Source organism: Nocardia colli, assembly GCF_008704205.1.
GTDB lineage: Bacteria > Actinomycetota > Actinomycetes > Mycobacteriales > Mycobacteriaceae > Nocardia > Nocardia colli.
Window position 1 is genome coordinate 24687 of record NZ_VXLC01000055.1, and the last position, 18638, is coordinate 43324.

The following is an 18638-nucleotide window of genomic DNA, read 5'->3' on the forward strand; positions in this document are numbered from 1 at the left end:
CCTCAGAGCGACTTGCCGACGAGGCCGATGAGGTCGGCGAGACGGTTCGAGTAGCCCCACTCGTTGTCGTACCAGCCGACGACCTTCACCTGATCGTCGATGACCTTGGTCAGCGGCGCGTCGTAGATGCAGGAGTGCGGATCGGTGACGATGTCGCTGGACACGATCGGGTCCACGTTGTACTTGAGGTAGCCCTTCAGCGCACCCGCGGCGGCGGCCTGGTAGGCGGCGTTGATCTCGTCGATCGAGGCCGACTTGGCCAGCTTGACCGTGAGGTCGGTGACCGAGCCCGTCGGGACCGGCACGCGCAGCGCGTAGCCGTCCAGCTTGCCCTGCAGTTCCGGGAGCACCAGGCCGATGGCCTTCGCGGCGCCGGTGCCGGTGGGCACGATGTTCAGCGCGGCGGCGCGGGCGCGACGCAGGTCGGCGTGCGGCGCGTCCTGCAGGTTCTGGTCCTGCGTGTACGCGTGGATGGTGGTCATCAGGCCACGTTCGATGCCGAAGGCATCGTGCAGCACCTTGGCCAGCGGGCCGAGGCAGTTGGTGGTGCACGAGGCGTTGGAGATGATGTTCTGGCTGCCGTCGTACTTGTCGTCGTTGACGCCCATGACCACGGTCAGGTCCTCACCCTTGGCGGGTGCGGAGATGATGACCTTCTTGGCGCCGGACGCGAGGTGGCCCTTGGCCTTGGTCGCGTCGGTGAAGATGCCGGTCGACTCCACGACCACGTCGACACCCAGGTCGCCCCACGGCAGCGCCGACGGGCCCTCCTTGATGGCCAGCGCCTTGAGCCGCTGGTCACCGACCACGATGGTGTCGTCGCCGTCGAGCGAGACATCCTGCGGCAAGCGGCCGAGGATCGAGTCGTACTTGAGCAGGGTCGCGAGAGTCGCGTTGTCGGTGAGGTCGTTGACCGCGACGATCTCGATGTCGGTGGTGCCCAGCGCCTTCTGCGCCTCCACCGCCCGGAAGAAGTTACGTCCGATACGACCGAAGCCGTTGATGCCTACCCGGACAGTCACGTTATCGCTCCTCAGCTTTCAAGCGGATCATTCCGATGTCTTGTAACAGTAGTGCCCGCCTGTTACCGCACTGACATGCACCTGGACACACCACTACGGTAACCAGCGAAATCAATCACCGACCGGTCTGTTTCCTCACAGTCCGGACCGCCTACCAGCGGCGCAGCGCTGTCAATCACCCTGGCAATCCGGTGCGGTTACCCAGCATGGGTGACATACGCACCCTTTGTCGGCTTTCGGCCCGCTCCGTTGCGGGCCCACCACACAGAGACACCCGGCCGGTCGCCTGTGCGGGCGACCGGCCGGGTGACAACTCCGTTCAGGCCTCGTCGAGCAGTTCGGCGGTCACGGCCGACTCGGTGTCGGGGATGCCGAGCTCCTTGGCCCGCCGGTCCGCCATCGACAGCAGGCGCCGAATCCGGCCCGCCACAGCGTCTTTCGTCATCGGCGGGTCGGCCAGCTGGCCGAGCTCCTCCAGCGACGCCTGACGGTGCTGCACGCGCAGCTTGCCCGCGGCGGCGAGATGGTCGGGCACGTCGTCGCTGAGGATCTCCAGCGCGCGCTCCACCCTGGCGGCCGCGGCGACCGCCGCCCTGGCCGAGCGGCGCAGGTTGGCGTCGTCGAAGTTGGCCAGCCGGTTCGCGGTGGCCCGCACCTCGCGGCGCAGCCTGCGTTCCTCCCAGACGATCCGGGTGCCGTGCGCACCCATCCGGGTGAGCAGCGCGCCGATCGCCTCGCCGTCACGCACCACGACCCGGTCGGTGCCGCGCACCTCGCGCGCCTTGGCGGTGATGCCCAGCCTGCGGGCCGCGCCGACGAGCGCGAGCGCCGCCTCCGGACCCGGGCAGCTGACCTCCAGCGCGGACGAACGCCCCGGCTCGGTGAGCGAGCCGTGCGCGAGAAACGCTCCGCGCCAAGCGGCTTCGGCGTCCGCGATGCTGCCGCCGACCACCTGGGCGGGCAGGCCGCGCACCGGACGACCGCGCACATCGAGCAGCCCGGTCTGCCGGGCCAGCGCCTCGCCCTCCTTGGACACGCGCACCACGTAGCGGGAGGTCTTGCGCAGACCGCCCGCGCCGAGCACGTGCACATCGGAGCCGTAGCCGTATAGCTCGAAGATCTCCCGGCGCAGCCTGCGGGCGATGGAACCCATGTCCACCTCGGCCTCGACGATCACCCGCCCGCCGACGATGTGCAGGCCGCCCGCAAAACGCAGCAGCGCGGACAGCTCCGCCTTCCTGGAACTGACTTGCGACACCGTGAGCCTGCTCAGCTCGTCTTTCACATCGGCTGTCATCGCCACGAGACGCGCTCCTTTCCACCCAACCCGGAACGCACATCCTGACCCATGTGCCGTCCCTCGACTCGAAGCCCTGCCATTTGCGGCCGAGGTTGCCGGATCAGTTGATCCAGTGCGGCGGCAAGCTTTCCGGGGTGATGCCGGTCCGTCCCCGCCTCGGCGACATCGGAGAAGGTTACCCGTGCGCGGAGCTGTTCGGCGGCTCTCGCCACATGTTCTCTTTCGCGACCCTCGGGCACCGACCCCGAATCGACCAAAACTTCGTCGACCACGAATTCCGGTGCGTGCTGGGACAATACATGCAGGTGCCGTTCGGCGGAGAAACCCGCCGTTTCGCCGGGCTCGGCGGCGAGATTCAGCACCAGAACTTTTCTGGCTCGGGTGTACACCAGCGCCTCTCGTAGTTCGGGGACGAGCACATGGGGGATGACGCTGGTGAACCAGGAACCTGGTCCGAGGACGACCACATCGGCGTGTTCGATGGCCGAGGTGGCTTCTTGACTGGCCGGCGGATCGGACGGGATCAGCCGCACGCGCCGGACCTTGCCCGGCGTGGTCGCGATGGCGACCTGGCCGCGAATGCAGCGGCTGACCCGCGGATCCGCTTCCAGCCCAGCCACATCCGCTTCGATGTCGAGCGCGATCGGCGACATCGGCAGCACCCGTCCGGTGATGCGCAACATCTTCGCGAGTTCGTCGAGCGCGGCGACCGGGTCGCCGAGCACCTCGGTCAGCCCGGCCAGGATGAGGTTGCCGACCGAGTGACCGGCGAGCGCGCCGGTGCCGCCGAAGCGGTGCTGCACGGTCTGGGTCCAGATGCCGTCGGAGTCGGCGGCCAGCGCGGCCAGCGCCATCCGCAGGTCACCGGGCGGCAGCACGCCTAGTTCGGCGCGTAGGCGACCGGACGAGCCGCCGTCGTCGGCCACCGTGACGACCGCGCTGATCTTCCTGGTCAGCCGCCGGATCGCGGTCAGCGTCGCGTAGAGGCCGTGCCCGCCGCCCAGCGCGACGATGGCCGGGTCGGATTCCCATCCACTCATTCGCGCCCCAGATCCCGATGCACGACCCGCACCACGTCGGCGGATCCCTCGGGCACGCCGGTGCCCACGCTCATCAGTTCGCCGAGCGCCTCGGCGATCGCCACGCTGCGGTGCTTGCCTCCGGTGCAGCCCACTGCCACCGTCATGTATCGCTTCCCCTCTTGGCGGTACCCGTTCATGGTCAGTTCGACCAGGTGGTGGCAGGTACGCAGGTAATCGTCCGCGCCGGGGCGCGACAACACGTACTCGCTCACCACTGATTCCTGACCAGTGTGTTCCCGCAATTCCGGTATCCAATGTGGATTAGGTAGAAAACGCACATCCAACACCATGTCGGCGTCGAGTGGAACCCCATGCTTGAAGCCGAAGGATTGCACGGTCAGCTGCAACGCGCTCGGCGCGCCGCCGCCGAAGGCCTCCTCCAGCTTGCGGTGCAGCTGGTGGATGGACAGTTCGGTGGTGTCGATGACCAGGTCCGCCGCGGTTTTCACGGCCGAGAGCCGGATCCGTTCGGCGGCGATGCCCGCCGAGAGCGTGCCGTCCTTGCTCTCGCTCTGCAACGGATGCCGGCGCCGGGCGAAACCGAAGCGGCGGATGAGCACGTCGTCGGAGGCCTCGAGAAACAGCACCCTGGTTTCGATGCCGAGTTTGCGCAATTGATCGGTGACCACCGAGAGATCGCCGGTGAAGAACCGGCTGCGCACGTCCATCACCAGGGCGAGACTGCGGATCGGCGGCTCGGCGGAGGCGCCCAGTTCGACCATCCGGCCGATCAGTTCCGGCGGCAGGTTGTCGGCCACGTACCAGCCGAGATCCTCGAGTACGCGGGCGGCGGTGCCGCGGCCCGCGCCGGATAGTCCGGTCACGATGACGACTTCGACCTGCGGGTTCGCCGCTGCGACAGCGCTCGAGGGGCCGGCCTGCCCCTCGGTCTGTCGCGGATTACCCGCAGTGTTGTTCGATTCGACGCGTGTCATGTCCTATGGGATCCGTCTCTTGGGTACCTCTCGAATCATCCCGCACCGGTCCCGGTATCGGGCGCAGACATGCGTGATTACCTTCCGTGGAGCAACAGGATGGTTCACGAACATGTGATGGAACGGTACCGAGGATATAGGTGGATGGCAGGGAAGCAGATGATTCCGATGTTTCTCAGCCTCCTTGCAGGGCAGCGAGTACGGCTTTGGCGGTCGCCAGCCCGATGCCGGGGACCTCGGTGATCTCCTCCACCGTGGCCTGCTTCAGTTTCGCGACCGAACCGAAATGGGTAACCAGTGCGGTTCGGCGCGCCGCACCCAGTCCGGGCACCGAGTCCAGCGCGGACGCGGTCATCCGGCGGGAACGTTTGCTGCGGTGGAAGGTGATGGCGAAGCGGTGCGCCTCGTCGCGGACCCGTTGCAGCAGGAACAGGGCCTCGCTGTTGCGCGGCATGATCACCGGGTCGCTTTCCCCCGGCACCCAGACCTCTTCGAGGCGTTTGGCCAGGCCGATCACCGCGACGTCGGTGATGCCGAGCTCGTCGAGCACCTCGGCGGCGGCCGCGACCTGGGGTGCGCCGCCATCGACCACGTAGAGGTTGGGCGGGTAGGCGAACTTGCGCGGGCGGCCGGTGTTCGGGTCGATGCCCGGGCGGGACAGGAGATCCGCTGTGTCGTCGGCGTTTTCGGCCTCCAGGTCCTCGGCGGCGATCAGGTCGCGTTCCTTCTGCAACTTGTAGAACCGCCGTCTGGTCACCTCCCGGATGCTGCCGACGTCGTCGGAGCGACCGTCGCCGGCCGCCTCCTTGATCGTGTAGTGCCGGTACTCGGATTTGCGGGCCAGGCCGTCCTCGAACACCACCAGCGAGGCGACCACGTCGGTGCCCTGCACGTGGCTGATATCCACGCACTCGATCCGCAGCGGAGCGCTGTCGAGTTCGAGCGCGTCCTGAATGGCTTGCAGCGCAGCCGATCTCGAGGTGAGGTCGCCCGCGCGCTTGAGCTTGTGCTGCTGTAGCGCCTCCATCGCGTTGCGCTGCACGGTCTCGGCGAGGGCCTTCTTGTCGCCGCGCTGCGGCACACGCAGTTGCACGGCCGAGCCGCGCAGGTTGGACAGCCATTCCTGGAGCTGGTCGGTGTCGGCCGGGAGTTCGGGGACCAGCACCTCGCGCGGGACCACGGTGGCGGGCTGCTCGGATTCGCCGAGTTCGGCCACCGCGACCTGCTCGCCGTAGAACTGGGTGAGGAACTGTTCGACCAGCACGGACAGCTCGCTGCCTGCCTCCGGCGCGTCGATGGCGTCGCCGGATTTGTCCACCACCCAGCCGCGCTGGCCGCGGACGCGACCGTCGCGGACGTGGAAGATCTGCACGGCCGCCTCCAGCTCGTCGGTGGCGAAGGCGATCACGTCGGCGTCGGTGCCGGTGCCGAGCACGACCGCCTGCTTCTCCAGCGCGCGGCGCAGCGCCTGCACGTCGTCGCGCAGGCGGGCGGCGTTCTCGAAGTCCAGGTCTTCGGCGGCGTCCTGCATGCGGCGTTCGAGCTGGCGCACCATGCGATCGGTGCGGCCGGCCAGGAAGTCGCAGAAGTCCTCGACGATCTGGCGGTGCTCGTCGGCGCTGACCCGGCCGATGCACGGGGCCGAGCACTTGTCGATGTAGCCGAGCAGGCAGGGGCGGCCGATCTGGTTGTGCCGCTTGAACACTCCGTTGGAGCAGGTGCGCGCGGGGAACACGCGCAGCAGCAGATCCAGGGTTTCCCGGATCGCCCAGGCGTGCGCGTACGGGCCGAAGTAGCGCACGCCCTTCTTACGCGCGCCGCGGTAGACGAACAGGCGCGGGAACTCTTCGTTCAGCGTCACCGCAAGCACCGGGTACGACTTGTCGTCGCGGTAGCGCACGTTGAAGCGGGGGTCGAATTCCTTGATCCAGTTGTATTCGAGCTGTAGCGCCTCCACCTCGGTGGAGACAACAGTCCACTCCACGCTCGCGGCGGTGGTGACCATCTGCCGCGTGCGCGGATGCAAGGAGGCGACGTCGGCGAAGTACGAGTTCAGCCTGCTGCGCAGGCTCTTTGCCTTGCCGACGTAGATGACCTGCCGATGTGCGTCCCGGAACTTGTACACCCCGGGTTCGACGGGAATCGTGCCCGGCTTGGGCCGGTACGTCGCTGGATCTGCCACCCGACAAGCCTATCGAGCAGGTCCGACAGGTCCGCCACAGCGCCGGGTTCAGCGCGTTCGCGCCGCCGCGAGATGGGCGATGTCGCAGCCGGCCGCTGAAACGCACTGCGCGACATGAGGTTCGCCGGCGGACCGGACGTTCGACGCGTTTCGCCCGACCGCGCTCATCACCGTCAACACGAGGAGCACGATGCCCGCGATGATCAATCCGGTGCCCTTCCGCTTCGGCGGATAAACCGGTGGGTGAGCCGGTGGTGCGGGATAGCCGGCCGGAGATTGCGGGTACGGCTCATAGGCATCTGTGGGCGCGTATTGCGGCCGGCTGACCGAGTCGACTGGTTGTGCGGTGTAGTCGACGGGCGGAGGTGCGTATCCATACGGCGGCGGCGACGGATACGCACCAGGCTGACCTGGATACGACTGATACCTCTGCGGTTTCGATTTCGACCGCTGCACCAGCCCTACCGTGAGCAGAACGAGTCCCGCCACCGGGAACGACAGCGACCCCAACAGATAGCCGAACTCTTCCGGAGTCATGCCGCCACCTCCTCGGCGTGGACATGATCAGAGCCGCACAATTCAGCGCCCACCGACGCTCCCCCATTCGATCAACCCCTCGGTCACCCGTGCGAGTGACCGGCAGAACCGTGAACCATAGCAAGAAACCCCGACAACCAAGACATTTCGACCACGACTACGGCTGGATGTCGAACCAGTGCTTCGCTTCGGGGCGAGTGAGTTGGTAGACGATGACGATCGATGCGCCGAGCGAATACAGCACTGCGACAATCCATTGGGCGAAGGGCACGTCGAGGGGGTGGGTTTGCCAGCCGACCACGGCTTGGGCCAGTGCCAAGGTGAGGGCCAGGATGCGGACGCCGCTCGCGCCGCGGGTGAATCCGCCGGCGACGAGGGCGAGTAGCCAGCTGAACAGGAATTGGATGGCCGCGCCGCCTGCGGCTTCACCGCCGAGCATCAGGCCCATCAGCGCCGTGTAGGCGAGGCCGAATCCGGCCAGGCCCCAGGCGGCTTCGCGGGCTTCCCTGGCGGGTCCGGGCAGCTCGGTCAGCGCCCATAATCGCTCGGCTACGGCTAAATCATCGTCCGAAGACTCAGCGCCCATGGCGCCCCCCACTTCCCGATCCACACGCTCTCGGCCCGAATCAACGGGCGCGCGCAGAACGGTAGATCACCGGGACGAGTCGGACAACCCGGACGCGGTAACCGTTATTCGACGGCGATCAGCCGTTCACTCGCCGCGTGAAAGCCCGTGCTCGCGCAGCGCGTCCAGCAGACCGGTCGGGCGCTGTTCGGTGGGTAGCGGATCTACCAGGGCGAATCGACAGCCGAGCGCGGTCGCGCCACCGTCGGCCTCGGCGCTGTCGCCGACCATCAGGGCCGCCGCGGGTTCAACGCCGAGTTTATCCAGGGTGGCGGCGAAGATGCGCGGATCGGGTTTGATCGCGCCGATCTCGAAGGAGAGGGCGAAGGCGTCGACGTAGCGGTCCCAGTTGCGGGAGACGAAGGCGGGGCGGATGTCGAAGGCGATATTGCTGACGACGGCGACCTGAATGCCTTGGCCCGCAAGCAGAGTCAGCACCTCCTCGACGTCGGGGTAGGGCGTCCAGGCCAGCGAATCGATCATGCGCCGGTAGAGGAACTCCGCTTGGTCGTCGGTCGGTACGCCGGATCTGCGCAGGACCTCCAGATAGGCGTGCCGATGCAGCTTCGGGTCCAAGTCGCGGTTGTCCCAGGCGTATTGCCCTTCGGCGCCGAACTGCACGAGTTGCTCGACCGGCGCCGTCATCCGGCGCAGCAGCTCTGCCTTCTCGTGCACGTCGAAAGCCCGGCCGTCGGCGGTGACCAACTGGTCACCCCACCAATCCTTCTCTTCCAGTCGGAACAGGGTCCCGGAATAGTCGAAGAGCACCGCCTCGATGGTCACCGCACCAGCGTACCGACGGGTCCGTCGCGGACGAGGTCGTCGCAGGCCAGGGCGGTGCCCCGGCGAGGCGGGGCGACAACTGCTGGCGCGCAACCCAGTTCATCCGGATCCGGCACGTCCCTTCGGCACCTCGGGCACGGAGCGTTGGTACGAAAAACCCTCCCCCGCTGTCGGTGGCGAGCGTTAGAGTCCCCCCATGAGGCGCACGCGAGGTACGTGGACGGGTGTGGCGGCGGCGTTGCTGCTCGCCCTGGGGACGGTGACGGCTTGTTCGTCCGACGAGGACAAGGCGAGCAAAGTCTGCGACACGGTGCCGAACGGCACGCCGGTGGCCGCGACGTCACCCGGCGCGCCGGCCGGTAAGACGCCGGACATCAGCACCAACCCGGAGATCGCCACGGGCTACCGGTCCGCGATGACGCCGGTGCACACGAAGACGTTCGCGGTGTCGACGGCGAACCCCGTCTCGACCAAGGCGGCGTGTGCGGTGCTGCGCGACGGCGGCACCGCCGCGGACGCACTGATCGCGGCGCAGGCCGTGCTCGGCCTGGTCGAACCGCAGGCCTCCGGCATCGGCGGCGGCTCGTTCCTCATGTATTACGACGCCACGGCCAAGACCGTCGACGCCTACGACGGGCGAGAGGTCGCGCCCGCCGCGGCGACCGAGAACTACCTGCGCTGGGTCGACGACGCCAACCGGACCGAGCCGAAGCCGAACGCGCGAGCCAGCGGCCGATCCATCGGCGTGCCCGGGGTGCTGCGGATGCTGGAGATGGCCCACCGCGACCACGGCAAGACCGGCTGGCGCGAACTGTTCGACCCGGCCATCGGCCTCGCCGATCGCGGCTTCCCGATCAGCCCCCGATTCGCCGGCCAGATCGCCGAGTCGGCCAAGGATCTCGCCCTCGACGACGCCGCGAAGGCCTACTTCCTCAATCCCGACGGCACCGCCAAGACCGCCGACACCGTGCTGACCAATCCGGCCATGTCGAAGACCTTGAGCGCCATCGCCGCCGAGGGCGCCAACGCCTTCTATACCGGCGCCATCGCCCGCGACATCGTCGACGCCGCCACCACGGCGTCCGGCGGTCGCACCCCCAGCCTGATCACCACCGCCGACCTGGCGAACTACCAGGCCAAGAAGCGCACCGCCCTCTGCACCACCTATCGCACCCACGAGATCTGCGGCATGCCCGCGCCGTCCTCCGGCGGCAGCACGGTCGCCGCGACCCTCGGTATCCTGGAGAACTTCGATCTCGCCGCGCTGCCCCCGGACAACCTCGGTTCCGGCACCGACGCGCGCAACGGCGGCAAGCCGAAGGCCGACGCGGTGCACCTCATCGCGGAGGCCGAGCGGCTCGCCTACGCCGACCGCAACAAGTACGTGGCCGACACGGATTTCATTCCGCTGCCCGGCAATTCGATCCAGACCCTGCTGAACAAGGACTACCTCAAGCAACGCGCCGCACTGATCGACCGCGGCCACAGCATGGGCACCGCGCAGCCCGGCGACTTCGGTCCGGTCCCGCTCGGCGTCGGCCCGCAGCCGCCCGAGCACGGCACCAGCCACATCTCCGTGGTGGACAAGTACGGCAACGCCGCGTCGATGACCACCACGGTGGAATCCGCCTTCGGCTCGTTCCACCTGGTCGACGGCTTCGTGCTGAACAACCAGCTCACCGACTTCTCCGCCGACCCGCTCGGCACCGACGGCGCCCCGGTCGCGAACCGCATCCAGCCGAACAAGCGCCCGCGCAGCTCGATGGCCCCGACCCTGGTCTTCGACAAGGCCGCCGACGGCACCCGCGGCCAGCTCACCCACGTCACCGGCTCCCCCGGCGGCTCGGTGATCATCCAGTTCGTCGTGAAAACCCTTATCGGCATGCTCGACTGGGGCCTGGACCCGCAGCAGGCCGTGTCCGGGCTCTCCTTCGGCGCGGGCAACGCCCCAGCCACCGGCCTCGGCGGCGAACACCCCAGCATCAACAGCGCCGACAACGGCAACAACGACGCCCTGGTCACCCGACTGCGCCAACTAGGCCACCAGGTCTCGGTCGCCCCGCAATCCAGCGGCCTCAGTGCGATCCAACGCGAACCCGACGGCTGGATCGGCGGCGCCGACCCCCGCCGCGAGGGAGCGGTCCTCGGCGATACCCGCTGACCCCATGATCAACGGGACGTGACGGCGGCAAAGTTCGAGTACGCGCGCCGTCACGTCCCGTTGATCGTGCAGCGGGCTGTCGTCCGTGTGGTCGGGCAACGGCCACATCGCTGGAATCCGCAACTCTCTCGTGGGCTTTGCACGCTGACGGATGCCCAGAGTGGGGTGCGGATCCGGGGCGACGTGCGGATCTCGAGAATCACACCGGATTGCTCGGCGACAGAATCCGGTTGTACGACAATCCCGGCGGCGCGCCGATGCAGGCCTGCCTCGAGAAGACCGGTGTCGTTAGTTAGGTCAGCGCGACAGGAGCATGGGGTAAACCACGGGGCCGTGGTCTATGGGTAGTTCGTCCTGTTGGACGAAGCCGAAGCGCTGGTAGAAGGACAGACTCGCGCGGGTGTTGGAGACCACGAAGCAAGGTTCGGCGGAGGTGGCGAGGCGCTGTTCGAGTAAGGATGACGCGAACCCTCGGCGCTGGGCATCGGGGTGGGTGCCCACGGCGGCAAGGTAGAGGTGCGGGGCGGCGGGCCGGGCGTCTTCCATTTGACGGGCTGCGGCGAGAGCACGCGGGAGGCTGCCCTTCAAGGTGTGGAACAGGCTGAACGGCTTGGCAATCGATGACACGATGCCGGCCGGCTCCCACAGCGCGACGCTGACGATGTTCCCGTTCTCGTCACAGGCCGAGTCGACCATGCCGGTCTCGGTGCGCGAGGCGATGCGCGAGTCCCAGAACGTGGGCAACGCCTGCTGCCGCATCGCCGGACGCGGCCAGAGATAGGTCATCAGCGGATCCTCGGCGAAGGCCGCCGCGAGGACGAACGCACCGGTCTGCATACCATGCAGATTAACGGGCAAACGCCGCGCTACCCCGCCACGCCCGCCCGACACGCGCTCCGCGTCGTCTCCCGGCTGAAGCGCGGACCCACCTTCGCCCGGCAACACATCGAGCGGGGAATCCTCGACACCGCGCGCCCGCACCGCCGTGGCCGACGGGCACATCTCGGCGGCGATCGTCAGGTGGTAGCACGCCGCACAGTGCGGAGGGCGTGGACCCGATTGGGCCATAAGGCTTCTCGGCTTCAGCTCACCGACGGCGTGCACTCGAACGATCGGCTGACCGCAGATGGGCAGATGCCGGACAGCATCCACAAGCGCAACGTTAAGCGGTTCCGGTCGATGGTGGGCGACAACGGGCTCACCGCGATCGAGACAGAACGCGAAGCCGAACAACCCGCTCGAGGGCCGACGCTCGCCGGCGCGCGACGATCCGCAAAGCAGCAGCAACAGCGCCGCCGATCACCCCTGATCGGCGGTGTACTTCACGCCCAGTTCACGGAGCTTGTCCATCGCCTGCGCGGCATGTTCCTTGTCGTTGGAACGAATCGCCAGCATCGGCACATAATCGTCGTTGACGAGTTCGAGCCGAGCCCACGCCTTCTTGTCCGGAAAGGTGACACCGCGCACGGTGTCCCACGGAAAGTCACTGTCGCCCAGGATGTTCCGGACGGAGACCCCGTTCGCGCCGACACGCACCCGCGGCCGGGTGAGCAGCAGCACGGCGGCAGCGATCAGCAGGCCGATACCGATCATGGCGAGCTGATCGGCCACCCGGAAGTTCACCCCGGTGGACCCGGTCCGCAACCAGATGCCGCCGGCCAGGAAGGCGACAGCGATCACGGCAGCCACGATCCGCGCGGTACGCACCGCCCGGCGAGGACGCACCTCGAGTTCCCACTCAGGCGAATTGCCTTGCCCCGCAGCGGGTTCGGTGCTCCTTCGAAAGATACGTACGACCGGCATCGGTTACGCACACCTCCGCATGAGCCGCAGCACCGCGCAGTAGGACCGACTCCGCCCGGCCGGGCTCCGCCTGCCTCCGGCCGGCACCACAGAGTTGAGCAGGCCCTGCCCGCCCACTAGGCCGACTGCCGCAGCGACCGGAGGGTCAGCGCCGCATCCAGCGCCGCGGCGCAGGCCTGCTCACCCTTGTTCTCGGCCGAACCGGGCAGCCCGGCGCGATCCAACGCCTGCTCCTCGTCGTTGGTGGTGAGCACCCCGTTCGCCACCGGCTTGCCCGCATCCAGCGACACCCGGGTGAGCCCGGCGGTCACCGCATCACACACATACTCGAAATGCGGTGTCCCGCCGCGGATCACCACGCCCAGCGCGACCACCGCGTCGTGCGTGCGCGCCAACTCCTGCGCCACCACCGGCAGCTCCATCGCCCCGGCGCAACGCACCACCGTGACGTGCAGGACTCCGGCGTCCTTGGCCACCTGCTCGGCGTTCGCCACCAGGGTGTCGCAGATCGTGGTGTGCCAGCGCGACGCGACGATGCCGAGCTTCAGGTCCTTGGCATCCGCGAGCGCGAAAGTCGGTACGCCGGTACCGCTCATCGATGATTCCCCTTTTGTGAATTAGCGGGCGGTCTCGCCCAGATCGATGTCGTCGAGCCCGATCAGGTCGTGACCCATCCGGTCACGCTTGGTCCGCAGGTAGCGCAGGTTTTCGGCGTTGGCGCGCAACGGCATCGGCACCCGGTCGGTGATCTTGAGCCCGTACCCGTCCAGGCCGACCCGCTTGGCCGGATTGTTGGTGAGCAGCCGCATCGACCGGATTCCGAGGTCGACCAGGATCTGCGCGCCGGTGCCGTAGTCGCGCGCGTCGGCGGGCAGCCCGAGCTCCAGGTTCGCGTCGACCGTGTCGTGGCCGGAGTCCTGCAACTGGTAGGCCTGCAACTTGTGCATGAGCCCGATGCCGCGGCCCTCGTGCCCGCGCATGTAGAGCACCACGCCGCGACCCTCCTGGGCCACCATCTCCAGCGCGGCGTCGAGCTGCGGACCGCAGTCGCAGCGCAGCGAGCCGAACACGTCACCGGTGAGGCACTCCGAATGCACTCGCACCAGCACGTCCTCGCCGTCGGCGAGATCGCCGCGCACCAGCGCGACGTGCTCGACCTCGTCGTAGATGCTCTGGTAACCGACTGCCATGAATTCGCCGTGCGCCGTGGGGATCCGCGCCTCGGCGACCCGGACCACATGCTTTTCGTGCCGGCGCCGCCAGGCGATCATGTCGGCGATGGAGATCAGCGCGAGGTTGTGCTCGTCGGCGAAGACGCGCAGCTCCTCGGTGCGGGCCATGTGGCCCTCGTCCTTCTGGCTGACGATCTCGCAGATCACACCGGCCGGACGCAGCCCGGCCATCCGGGACAGGTCGACCGCGGCCTCGGTGTGGCCGGGCCGGCGCAGCACGCCGCCGTCCTTCGCGCGCAGCGGCACCACGTGCCCGGGGCGGGTGAAGTCGTCGGCCTTGGCCTCGTCGGAGGCGAGCAGGCGCATCGTGGTCGCGCGGTCGGCGCCCGAGATGCCGGTGGTGATGCCCTCGCGGGCGTCGACCGACACGGTGTAGGCGGTGCCGTGCTTGTCCTGGTTCATCGCGTACATCGGCGGCAGGCCGAGGCGGTCGCAGTCGTCACCGGTCAGCGGCACGCAGATGTAGCCGGAGGTGTAGCGAATCATGAAGGCCACCAGCTCCGGGGTGGCCTTCTCCGCCGCGAAGATGAGGTCGCCCTCGTTCTCGCGGTCCTCGTCGTCGACGACGACTACCGCCTTACCGGCGGCGATGTCGGCGACGGCGCGCTCGATGGTGTCGAACCTGGTCACGTCTGTTGTGCTCCATCTCGAAATAGGTCCGCCCTTACAGTACGGCGTCGCCCGCGGAGGTCGACCGCCCGGCCGTTCACCCGCGTTGCTGCAGACGTTCGACGTACTTCGCGATCACGTCCACCTCCAGATTGACCGTCGTGCCGACGGAGGCGAAGCCGAGGTTGGTCAGGGCGAGCGTGGTGGGGATGAGTGAGACCTCGAACCAGTCCTTGCTGCCGGCTTCGGCGGGCTCGTCGGCGACGCCGAGACCGGAGACGGTGAGCGAGATGCCGTCGACGGTGATCGAGCCCTTCTCCACCACGTAACGCGCGATCGAGTCGGGCAGCGAGATGCGCACGACCTCCCAGTTCTCCGAGGGGGTGCGGGAGAGCACGGTGCCGGTGCCGTCGACGTGGCCCTGCACGAGGTGTCCGCCGAGGCGGCTGTTCAGCGCGGCGGCGCGTTCCAGGTTGACCTTGGATCCGGTGTCCAGCTTGCCGATGCTGGACCGGTTCAGCGTCTCCTGCATCACGTCGACGGTGAACGAATCGCCGCCGATCACGTCGACGACGGTCAGGCAGACGCCGTTCACCGCGATCGAATCGCCGTGCCCGGCATCGGAGGTCACCAGCCCGCCCCGGATCGTCAGCCGGGCGGCGTCGGCCAACCGCTCGGTGGCGACGATCTCGCCCAGTTCCTCGACGATGCCTGTGAACATGCCTGACTCCCTGTCGCGTCGTAGTCCCCGGTTGCGGAACAGCCCGGCCGCGACGGGTATTCCCGCCGGTCGATGCCGCTGGACCCCAGCTTAACGACGGCTCGTCGTAGGGGACAGCACGGTTCCACCCAAGGAACCATCGGACCGCTTCCCGGCAACCGCCGAGGGAACCAAACCGTCAGCCAGGCGACACCCGCCAGAGCAAACGGCCAATAACTAATTAATACTCAATTGAGTTCGAGCATGCGGATATTTCGCACATTAGATGTCGGTGAGAATTGTTTGTTCGCACTATGGATACCGCACAATTGCGTTTTGCAGACTTCTAGCAACCCGCGAATCCTGGGCATACCCATCGGCAACACACTTTTAACGTTTGCTTGCGCCGTGACCGAAATAGACGCAATATTGTTATGTAGCTGATTCCTTCCGTTCAACTTCCGAACCGGGCGGTTCGGTGCGGAACCGTTCGACCTGGTGAAGCGCCTGCAGAACCAGGAAGTTCGACCCAGGGATTGTCCACCACTCGAGGAAGTCAGATAACCACAGTGGGTCAAATCAAGTTCGACACAGTTGGGGGCGCGCAGTGACCACTCTTCTCGATTCGACGCTGGAAGTTCGCTGCGTGCAGTACCGCCGGGAATTGCACCTGCCCGCTTCGATCGATCCCACCTCGCGCCGCATTCTGTTGCATATCGGCGCGCATTACGGCGCCATCACCATGCCCGCCGATCTCGGCGAGCGGGTGCAGCAACGACTCGAACAGGCCGTCATCGCGGGCCCGGTCGTCGATCATCCGCGGGCCAAGCGCTGGACCTTCCTGACCGGTCCGTACCGGCCGGACACCCTGACCGCCGCGGTCTCCGCCGAGCTGTTCCGGATGTACGCCACGGTCGCCTGCACCGGCAGCCAGGTCGTGCTGCCCTCGCCCGACGACGAGCACACCGGCTATCGCACCTGGATCCGCCCGCCCGAGGCGGCGACCACCCGGCCGCCGCTCAACGCGGTGATCGAGGCGACCAGGGCCGTCGGCACCCGCAGAGTCCGCGCGCTGTAACCGCTTTCGCGGATCAGACGGTGCGCAGCGCCGCGGCCTGCCTGCGCAGCGCCTCGACGGCAGCGCCGGGATCGGCTGTGTTGTAGACCGCGGACCCGGCGACGAAGCAGTCGATGCCCGCCTCCGCGGCCGCCTCGATCGTGTCGGTGTTGATGCCACCGTCGATCTCCACCAGCAGCCGCAGCTCGCCCGCATCGACCAGATTGCGCACGATGCGCGCCTTCTCCAGCACGTGGGCGATGAACGACTGACCGCCGAAGCCGGGCTCGACGCTCATCACCAGCAGCGTGTCGAACGAACGCAGAATCTCCAGGTACGGCTCGATCGGTGTGTTCGGTTTCACCGAAAGACCGGCCTTGGCGCCGGCCGCGCGGATATCGCGGGCCACCGCGACCGGATCGTCGGTCGCCTCGGCGTGGAAGGTCACGTTGTACGCGCCCGCCTCGGCGTACGGCGGCGCCCAGCGCGCCGGGTCCTCGATCATCAGGTGGCAGTCGAGCGGAATGTCGGTCGCCTTCAGCAGGCTCTCGACCACCGGGAGTCCGAGGGTCAGGTTCGGCACGAAGTGCGCGTCCATCACGTCGACGTGTAGCCAGTCGGCGCCGGCTACCGCTCGCGCCTCGTCCGCGAGGTGCGCGAAGTCGGCGGAAAGGATGGAGGGGGCGATCATCGGGACGGCCGGACGCGCGTAAGTCGGGGTGGACACAGCGTCGCAGTCTATCGGTAGTGGGGGTTGCCCAGCGCGCGAGTGGGTAGCCTGATGAGGGTGATCAACATTTCGGCGGAACAGGGGCTCTACAGCACCCCGGTGGAGATTCGGGTGGCCGCATCGGTCACACAGCTGCCCATCGTTCGTGGGCTCGCCGAAACTCTCGTGCTACTAAGCGATTTCACGCTCGACGAGGTGGCCGATATCCGGCTCGCCGTCGACGAGGTCTGCTCGACCTTGATCGCTGTCGCCAAGCCCGACACCAGCCTGAACTGCCGATTCACCGTGGGCGAGACCGAACTGCTGGTCCGGGTCAGCGGGCTCGCCGGCCAGGAGGGCTTACCGGATCAGCGCAGTTTCGGCTGGCACGTGCTGCGCACGCTCACCGATGAGGTGCAGGCAACCCAGGATTCGTTCGATTCGACGGTTTCCGGATATCCGACGACGGTTGAGTTCCGTCGGGTCCGGGGGAAAGCGTAGTGGCGGACGAGGACACCGTGTTCGACTCCGATCGCGACGACAACGCCGATACCGTCACCGATGAGGCGGACAACCCCGCCGACGAGGCGGAGGCCGTCACCACCGAGGACGCCGCAGAAGAAACCGAGACCATCGAGGCCGTCAAGACCGTCGCCGGCTACGACGACGTCGGATTGCTCTTCGAACAGCTCGGCGCGAGCAAGCCGGGAACCGCGCGGCACACCGCGATTCGCGCCGAACTGATCAGCCGCTGCATTCCGCTGGCCGATCACATCGCGCGCAAATTCAGCGGGCGCGGTGAGCCGTTCGACGATCTCACCCAGGTCGCGCGGGTCGGGCTGGTGCACGCGGTCGACCGCTTCGATGTCGAGCGTGGCTCGAACTTCCTGTCGTTCGCGGTGCCGACCATCATGGGCGAGGTTCGCCGGTACTTCCGCGACAACACCTGGGCGATGCGAGTACCGCGGCGGGTCAAGGAGACTCATCTGCGGATCGGTGCGGCGATCGACGCGCTGTCGCAGCGGCTCGGCCGGTCGCCGACCGCGAAGGAGATCGCCGCCGAACTCGACGTGGATCCGGACGAGGTGACCCAGGCGGTCATCGCGGGCAACGCGTACCAGCCGAGTTCCATCGACGCCGCCACTCTCGGGCGCGACACCGACGCGTCGCTGCTGGACACGCTCGGCGAGGAAGAGACCCAATTCGACCGGGTCGAAGAGTATGTCGCGATCCGGCCGCTGCTGGCCGGGCTGCCCGAGCGGGAGCGGCGCATCCTCACCATGCGGTTCTTCGAGTCGATGACGCAGACCCAGATCGCGCAGCAGATGGGGATCTCGCAGATGCACGTCTCCCGCATCCTCGCGAAAACCCTTGCCCGGCTGCGGGAACAGTCCAGCCGGGAGTGACTACGCCTGGAACTCGCGCTGCCCGCGGACCTTCGGCGGGGCGGTGAGCCACCAAGCATCGTCCAGCATTTCGCGAAGCTGTTCGCGGGCAACGCGTTCCAGATCGATGAGGATGAAGGCGTGGCCGTCGTAATGCGGGGTCGTGAAGAACGCCGGATCGCCGGAGGCCAATAGCGCCTCCTTCTCGGCAAGATCACACGCCAGGACCAACCCGCCCTCGGCCTCCACCCGCAACCGGCAAAACCCTTTCCCGCCGACCTTCAACGCCGGACTACGCCACCACGTCGATTCCTCGACCCCCGGCAACCCCGTCCCAAGCTTCACCACGTCTTCCCACGTCAGCGCCATTTCCCCAGTCTGCACCACCGGAGATACGCAGTCTTGGACAAATGGAAACAGCCGGAGCGACGCCCGCACGAGCCGAAACTGCTGGACAAATGATCACCGGGAACTGGTGCCGGCGTATCGCGACTTGGGTTCAAGGGGTGGATGCAA

The 18638-nt window shown here is 67.5% G+C and carries 19 protein-coding genes; 4 read left to right on the forward strand and 15 right to left on the reverse strand.

The window, feature by feature from the left end; all coding sequences use genetic code 11:
• Nucleotides 1–2 precede the first annotated feature (2 nt).
• The 8 genes from gap to F3087_RS45445 form a co-directional block, all read right to left on the reverse strand.
• Nucleotides 3–1022, reverse strand: a complete 1020-nt coding sequence (gene gap, locus F3087_RS45410) for a type I glyceraldehyde-3-phosphate dehydrogenase (RefSeq protein WP_150408421.1) — start codon at nucleotides 1020–1022, stop codon at nucleotides 3–5.
• A 319-nt stretch (nucleotides 1023–1341) separates the two neighbouring features.
• Entirely contained in the window at nucleotides 1342–2325 is a 984-nt protein-coding gene (gene whiA / locus F3087_RS45415) for a DNA-binding protein WhiA (protein ID WP_040736336.1), read from the reverse strand.
• Nucleotides 2316–3362: a gluconeogenesis factor YvcK family protein gene (locus tag F3087_RS45420; protein WP_150408422.1), complete on the reverse strand. Its 1047-nt coding sequence runs from the start codon at nucleotides 3360–3362 to the stop codon at nucleotides 2316–2318. Before F3087_RS45420 ends, whiA begins: the two co-directional genes overlap by 10 nt.
• On the reverse strand, nucleotides 3359–4339 hold the full coding sequence (rapZ, locus tag F3087_RS45425) for an RNase adapter RapZ (RefSeq protein WP_150408423.1): 981 nt from the start codon (nucleotides 4337–4339) through the stop codon (nucleotides 3359–3361). The genes F3087_RS45420 and rapZ overlap by 4 nt, the downstream gene beginning before the upstream one ends.
• A 175-nt stretch (nucleotides 4340–4514) precedes the next feature.
• The gene (gene uvrC, locus F3087_RS45430; RefSeq protein WP_150408424.1) at nucleotides 4515–6521 is read right to left on the reverse strand and encodes an excinuclease ABC subunit UvrC; all 2007 of its coding nucleotides are present in this window, start codon (nucleotides 6519–6521) and stop codon (nucleotides 4515–4517) included.
• A 48-nt stretch (nucleotides 6522–6569) separates the two neighbouring features.
• Complete coding sequence (locus F3087_RS45435) at nucleotides 6570–7058, reverse strand: hypothetical protein (RefSeq protein WP_150408425.1); 489 nt, start codon at nucleotides 7056–7058, stop codon at nucleotides 6570–6572.
• Nucleotides 7059–7215: 157 nt separating this feature from the next.
• Entirely contained in the window at nucleotides 7216–7644 is a 429-nt protein-coding gene (locus F3087_RS45440; RefSeq protein ID WP_150408426.1) for a hypothetical protein, read from the reverse strand.
• A 126-nt stretch (nucleotides 7645–7770) separates the two neighbouring features.
• Nucleotides 7771–8466, reverse strand: coding sequence for an HAD family hydrolase (locus F3087_RS45445; protein ID WP_150408427.1), 696 nt, complete (start codon nucleotides 8464–8466; stop codon nucleotides 7771–7773).
• A gap of 196 nt (nucleotides 8467–8662) precedes the next feature.
• Here F3087_RS45445 and F3087_RS45450 point away from each other — a divergent pair, with 196 nt between their 5' ends.
• On the forward strand, nucleotides 8663–10627 hold the full coding sequence (locus F3087_RS45450) for a gamma-glutamyltransferase family protein (protein ID WP_150408428.1): 1965 nt from the start codon (nucleotides 8663–8665) through the stop codon (nucleotides 10625–10627).
• 297 nt (nucleotides 10628–10924) lie between these two features.
• On the opposite strand, the gene F3087_RS45455 is transcribed toward F3087_RS45450, so the two are convergent.
• The 5 genes from F3087_RS45455 to F3087_RS45475 form a co-directional block, all read right to left on the reverse strand.
• On the reverse strand, nucleotides 10925–11779 hold the full coding sequence (locus tag F3087_RS45455; protein ID WP_150408429.1) for a GNAT family N-acetyltransferase: 855 nt from the start codon (nucleotides 11777–11779) through the stop codon (nucleotides 10925–10927).
• 147 nt (nucleotides 11780–11926) lie between these two features.
• Nucleotides 11927–12316, reverse strand: coding sequence for a PH domain-containing protein (locus tag F3087_RS45460; protein WP_396897621.1), 390 nt, complete (start codon nucleotides 12314–12316; stop codon nucleotides 11927–11929).
• Nucleotides 12317–12546: 230 nt separating this feature from the next.
• Nucleotides 12547–13026, reverse strand: coding sequence for a 6,7-dimethyl-8-ribityllumazine synthase (gene ribH / locus F3087_RS45465; RefSeq protein WP_150408431.1), 480 nt, complete (start codon nucleotides 13024–13026; stop codon nucleotides 12547–12549).
• A gap of 21 nt (nucleotides 13027–13047) precedes the next feature.
• Nucleotides 13048–14292 carry a bifunctional 3,4-dihydroxy-2-butanone-4-phosphate synthase/GTP cyclohydrolase II gene (locus F3087_RS45470; RefSeq protein ID WP_150408432.1) on the reverse strand — a complete coding sequence of 415 codons (1245 nt, stop codon included), beginning with the start codon at nucleotides 14290–14292 and terminating at the stop codon, nucleotides 13048–13050.
• 76 nt (nucleotides 14293–14368) lie between these two features.
• Nucleotides 14369–14992, reverse strand: coding sequence for a riboflavin synthase (locus F3087_RS45475; RefSeq protein WP_150408433.1), 624 nt, complete (start codon nucleotides 14990–14992; stop codon nucleotides 14369–14371).
• 586 nt (nucleotides 14993–15578) lie between these two features.
• Here F3087_RS45475 and F3087_RS45480 point away from each other — a divergent pair.
• Nucleotides 15579–16049 (forward strand): hypothetical protein, encoded by a 471-nt coding sequence (locus F3087_RS45480; RefSeq protein ID WP_150408434.1) that lies wholly within the window; start codon nucleotides 15579–15581, stop codon nucleotides 16047–16049.
• Nucleotides 16050–16062: 13 nt separating this feature from the next.
• Here the strand turns inward: F3087_RS45480 and rpe are convergent, their stop codons facing one another.
• Nucleotides 16063–16719: a ribulose-phosphate 3-epimerase gene (gene rpe / locus F3087_RS45485; RefSeq protein ID WP_150408443.1), complete on the reverse strand. Its 657-nt coding sequence runs from the start codon at nucleotides 16717–16719 to the stop codon at nucleotides 16063–16065.
• Between the two features lie 96 nt (nucleotides 16720–16815).
• Here rpe and F3087_RS45490 point away from each other — a divergent pair, with 96 nt between their 5' ends.
• Together F3087_RS45490 and F3087_RS45495 are read left to right on the forward strand one after the other, a co-directional pair.
• Entirely contained in the window at nucleotides 16816–17238 is a 423-nt protein-coding gene (locus F3087_RS45490) for an ATP-binding protein (protein WP_150408435.1), read from the forward strand.
• Nucleotides 17238–18143, forward strand: coding sequence for an RNA polymerase sigma factor SigF (locus F3087_RS45495; protein ID WP_150408436.1), 906 nt, complete (start codon nucleotides 17238–17240; stop codon nucleotides 18141–18143). The genes F3087_RS45490 and F3087_RS45495 overlap by 1 nt, the downstream gene beginning before the upstream one ends.
• Here the strand turns inward: F3087_RS45495 and F3087_RS45500 are convergent, their stop codons facing one another.
• Nucleotides 18144–18491 (reverse strand): MmcQ/YjbR family DNA-binding protein, encoded by a 348-nt coding sequence (locus tag F3087_RS45500; protein WP_150408437.1) that lies wholly within the window; start codon nucleotides 18489–18491, stop codon nucleotides 18144–18146.
• Between the last annotated feature and the right edge of the window lie 147 nt (nucleotides 18492–18638).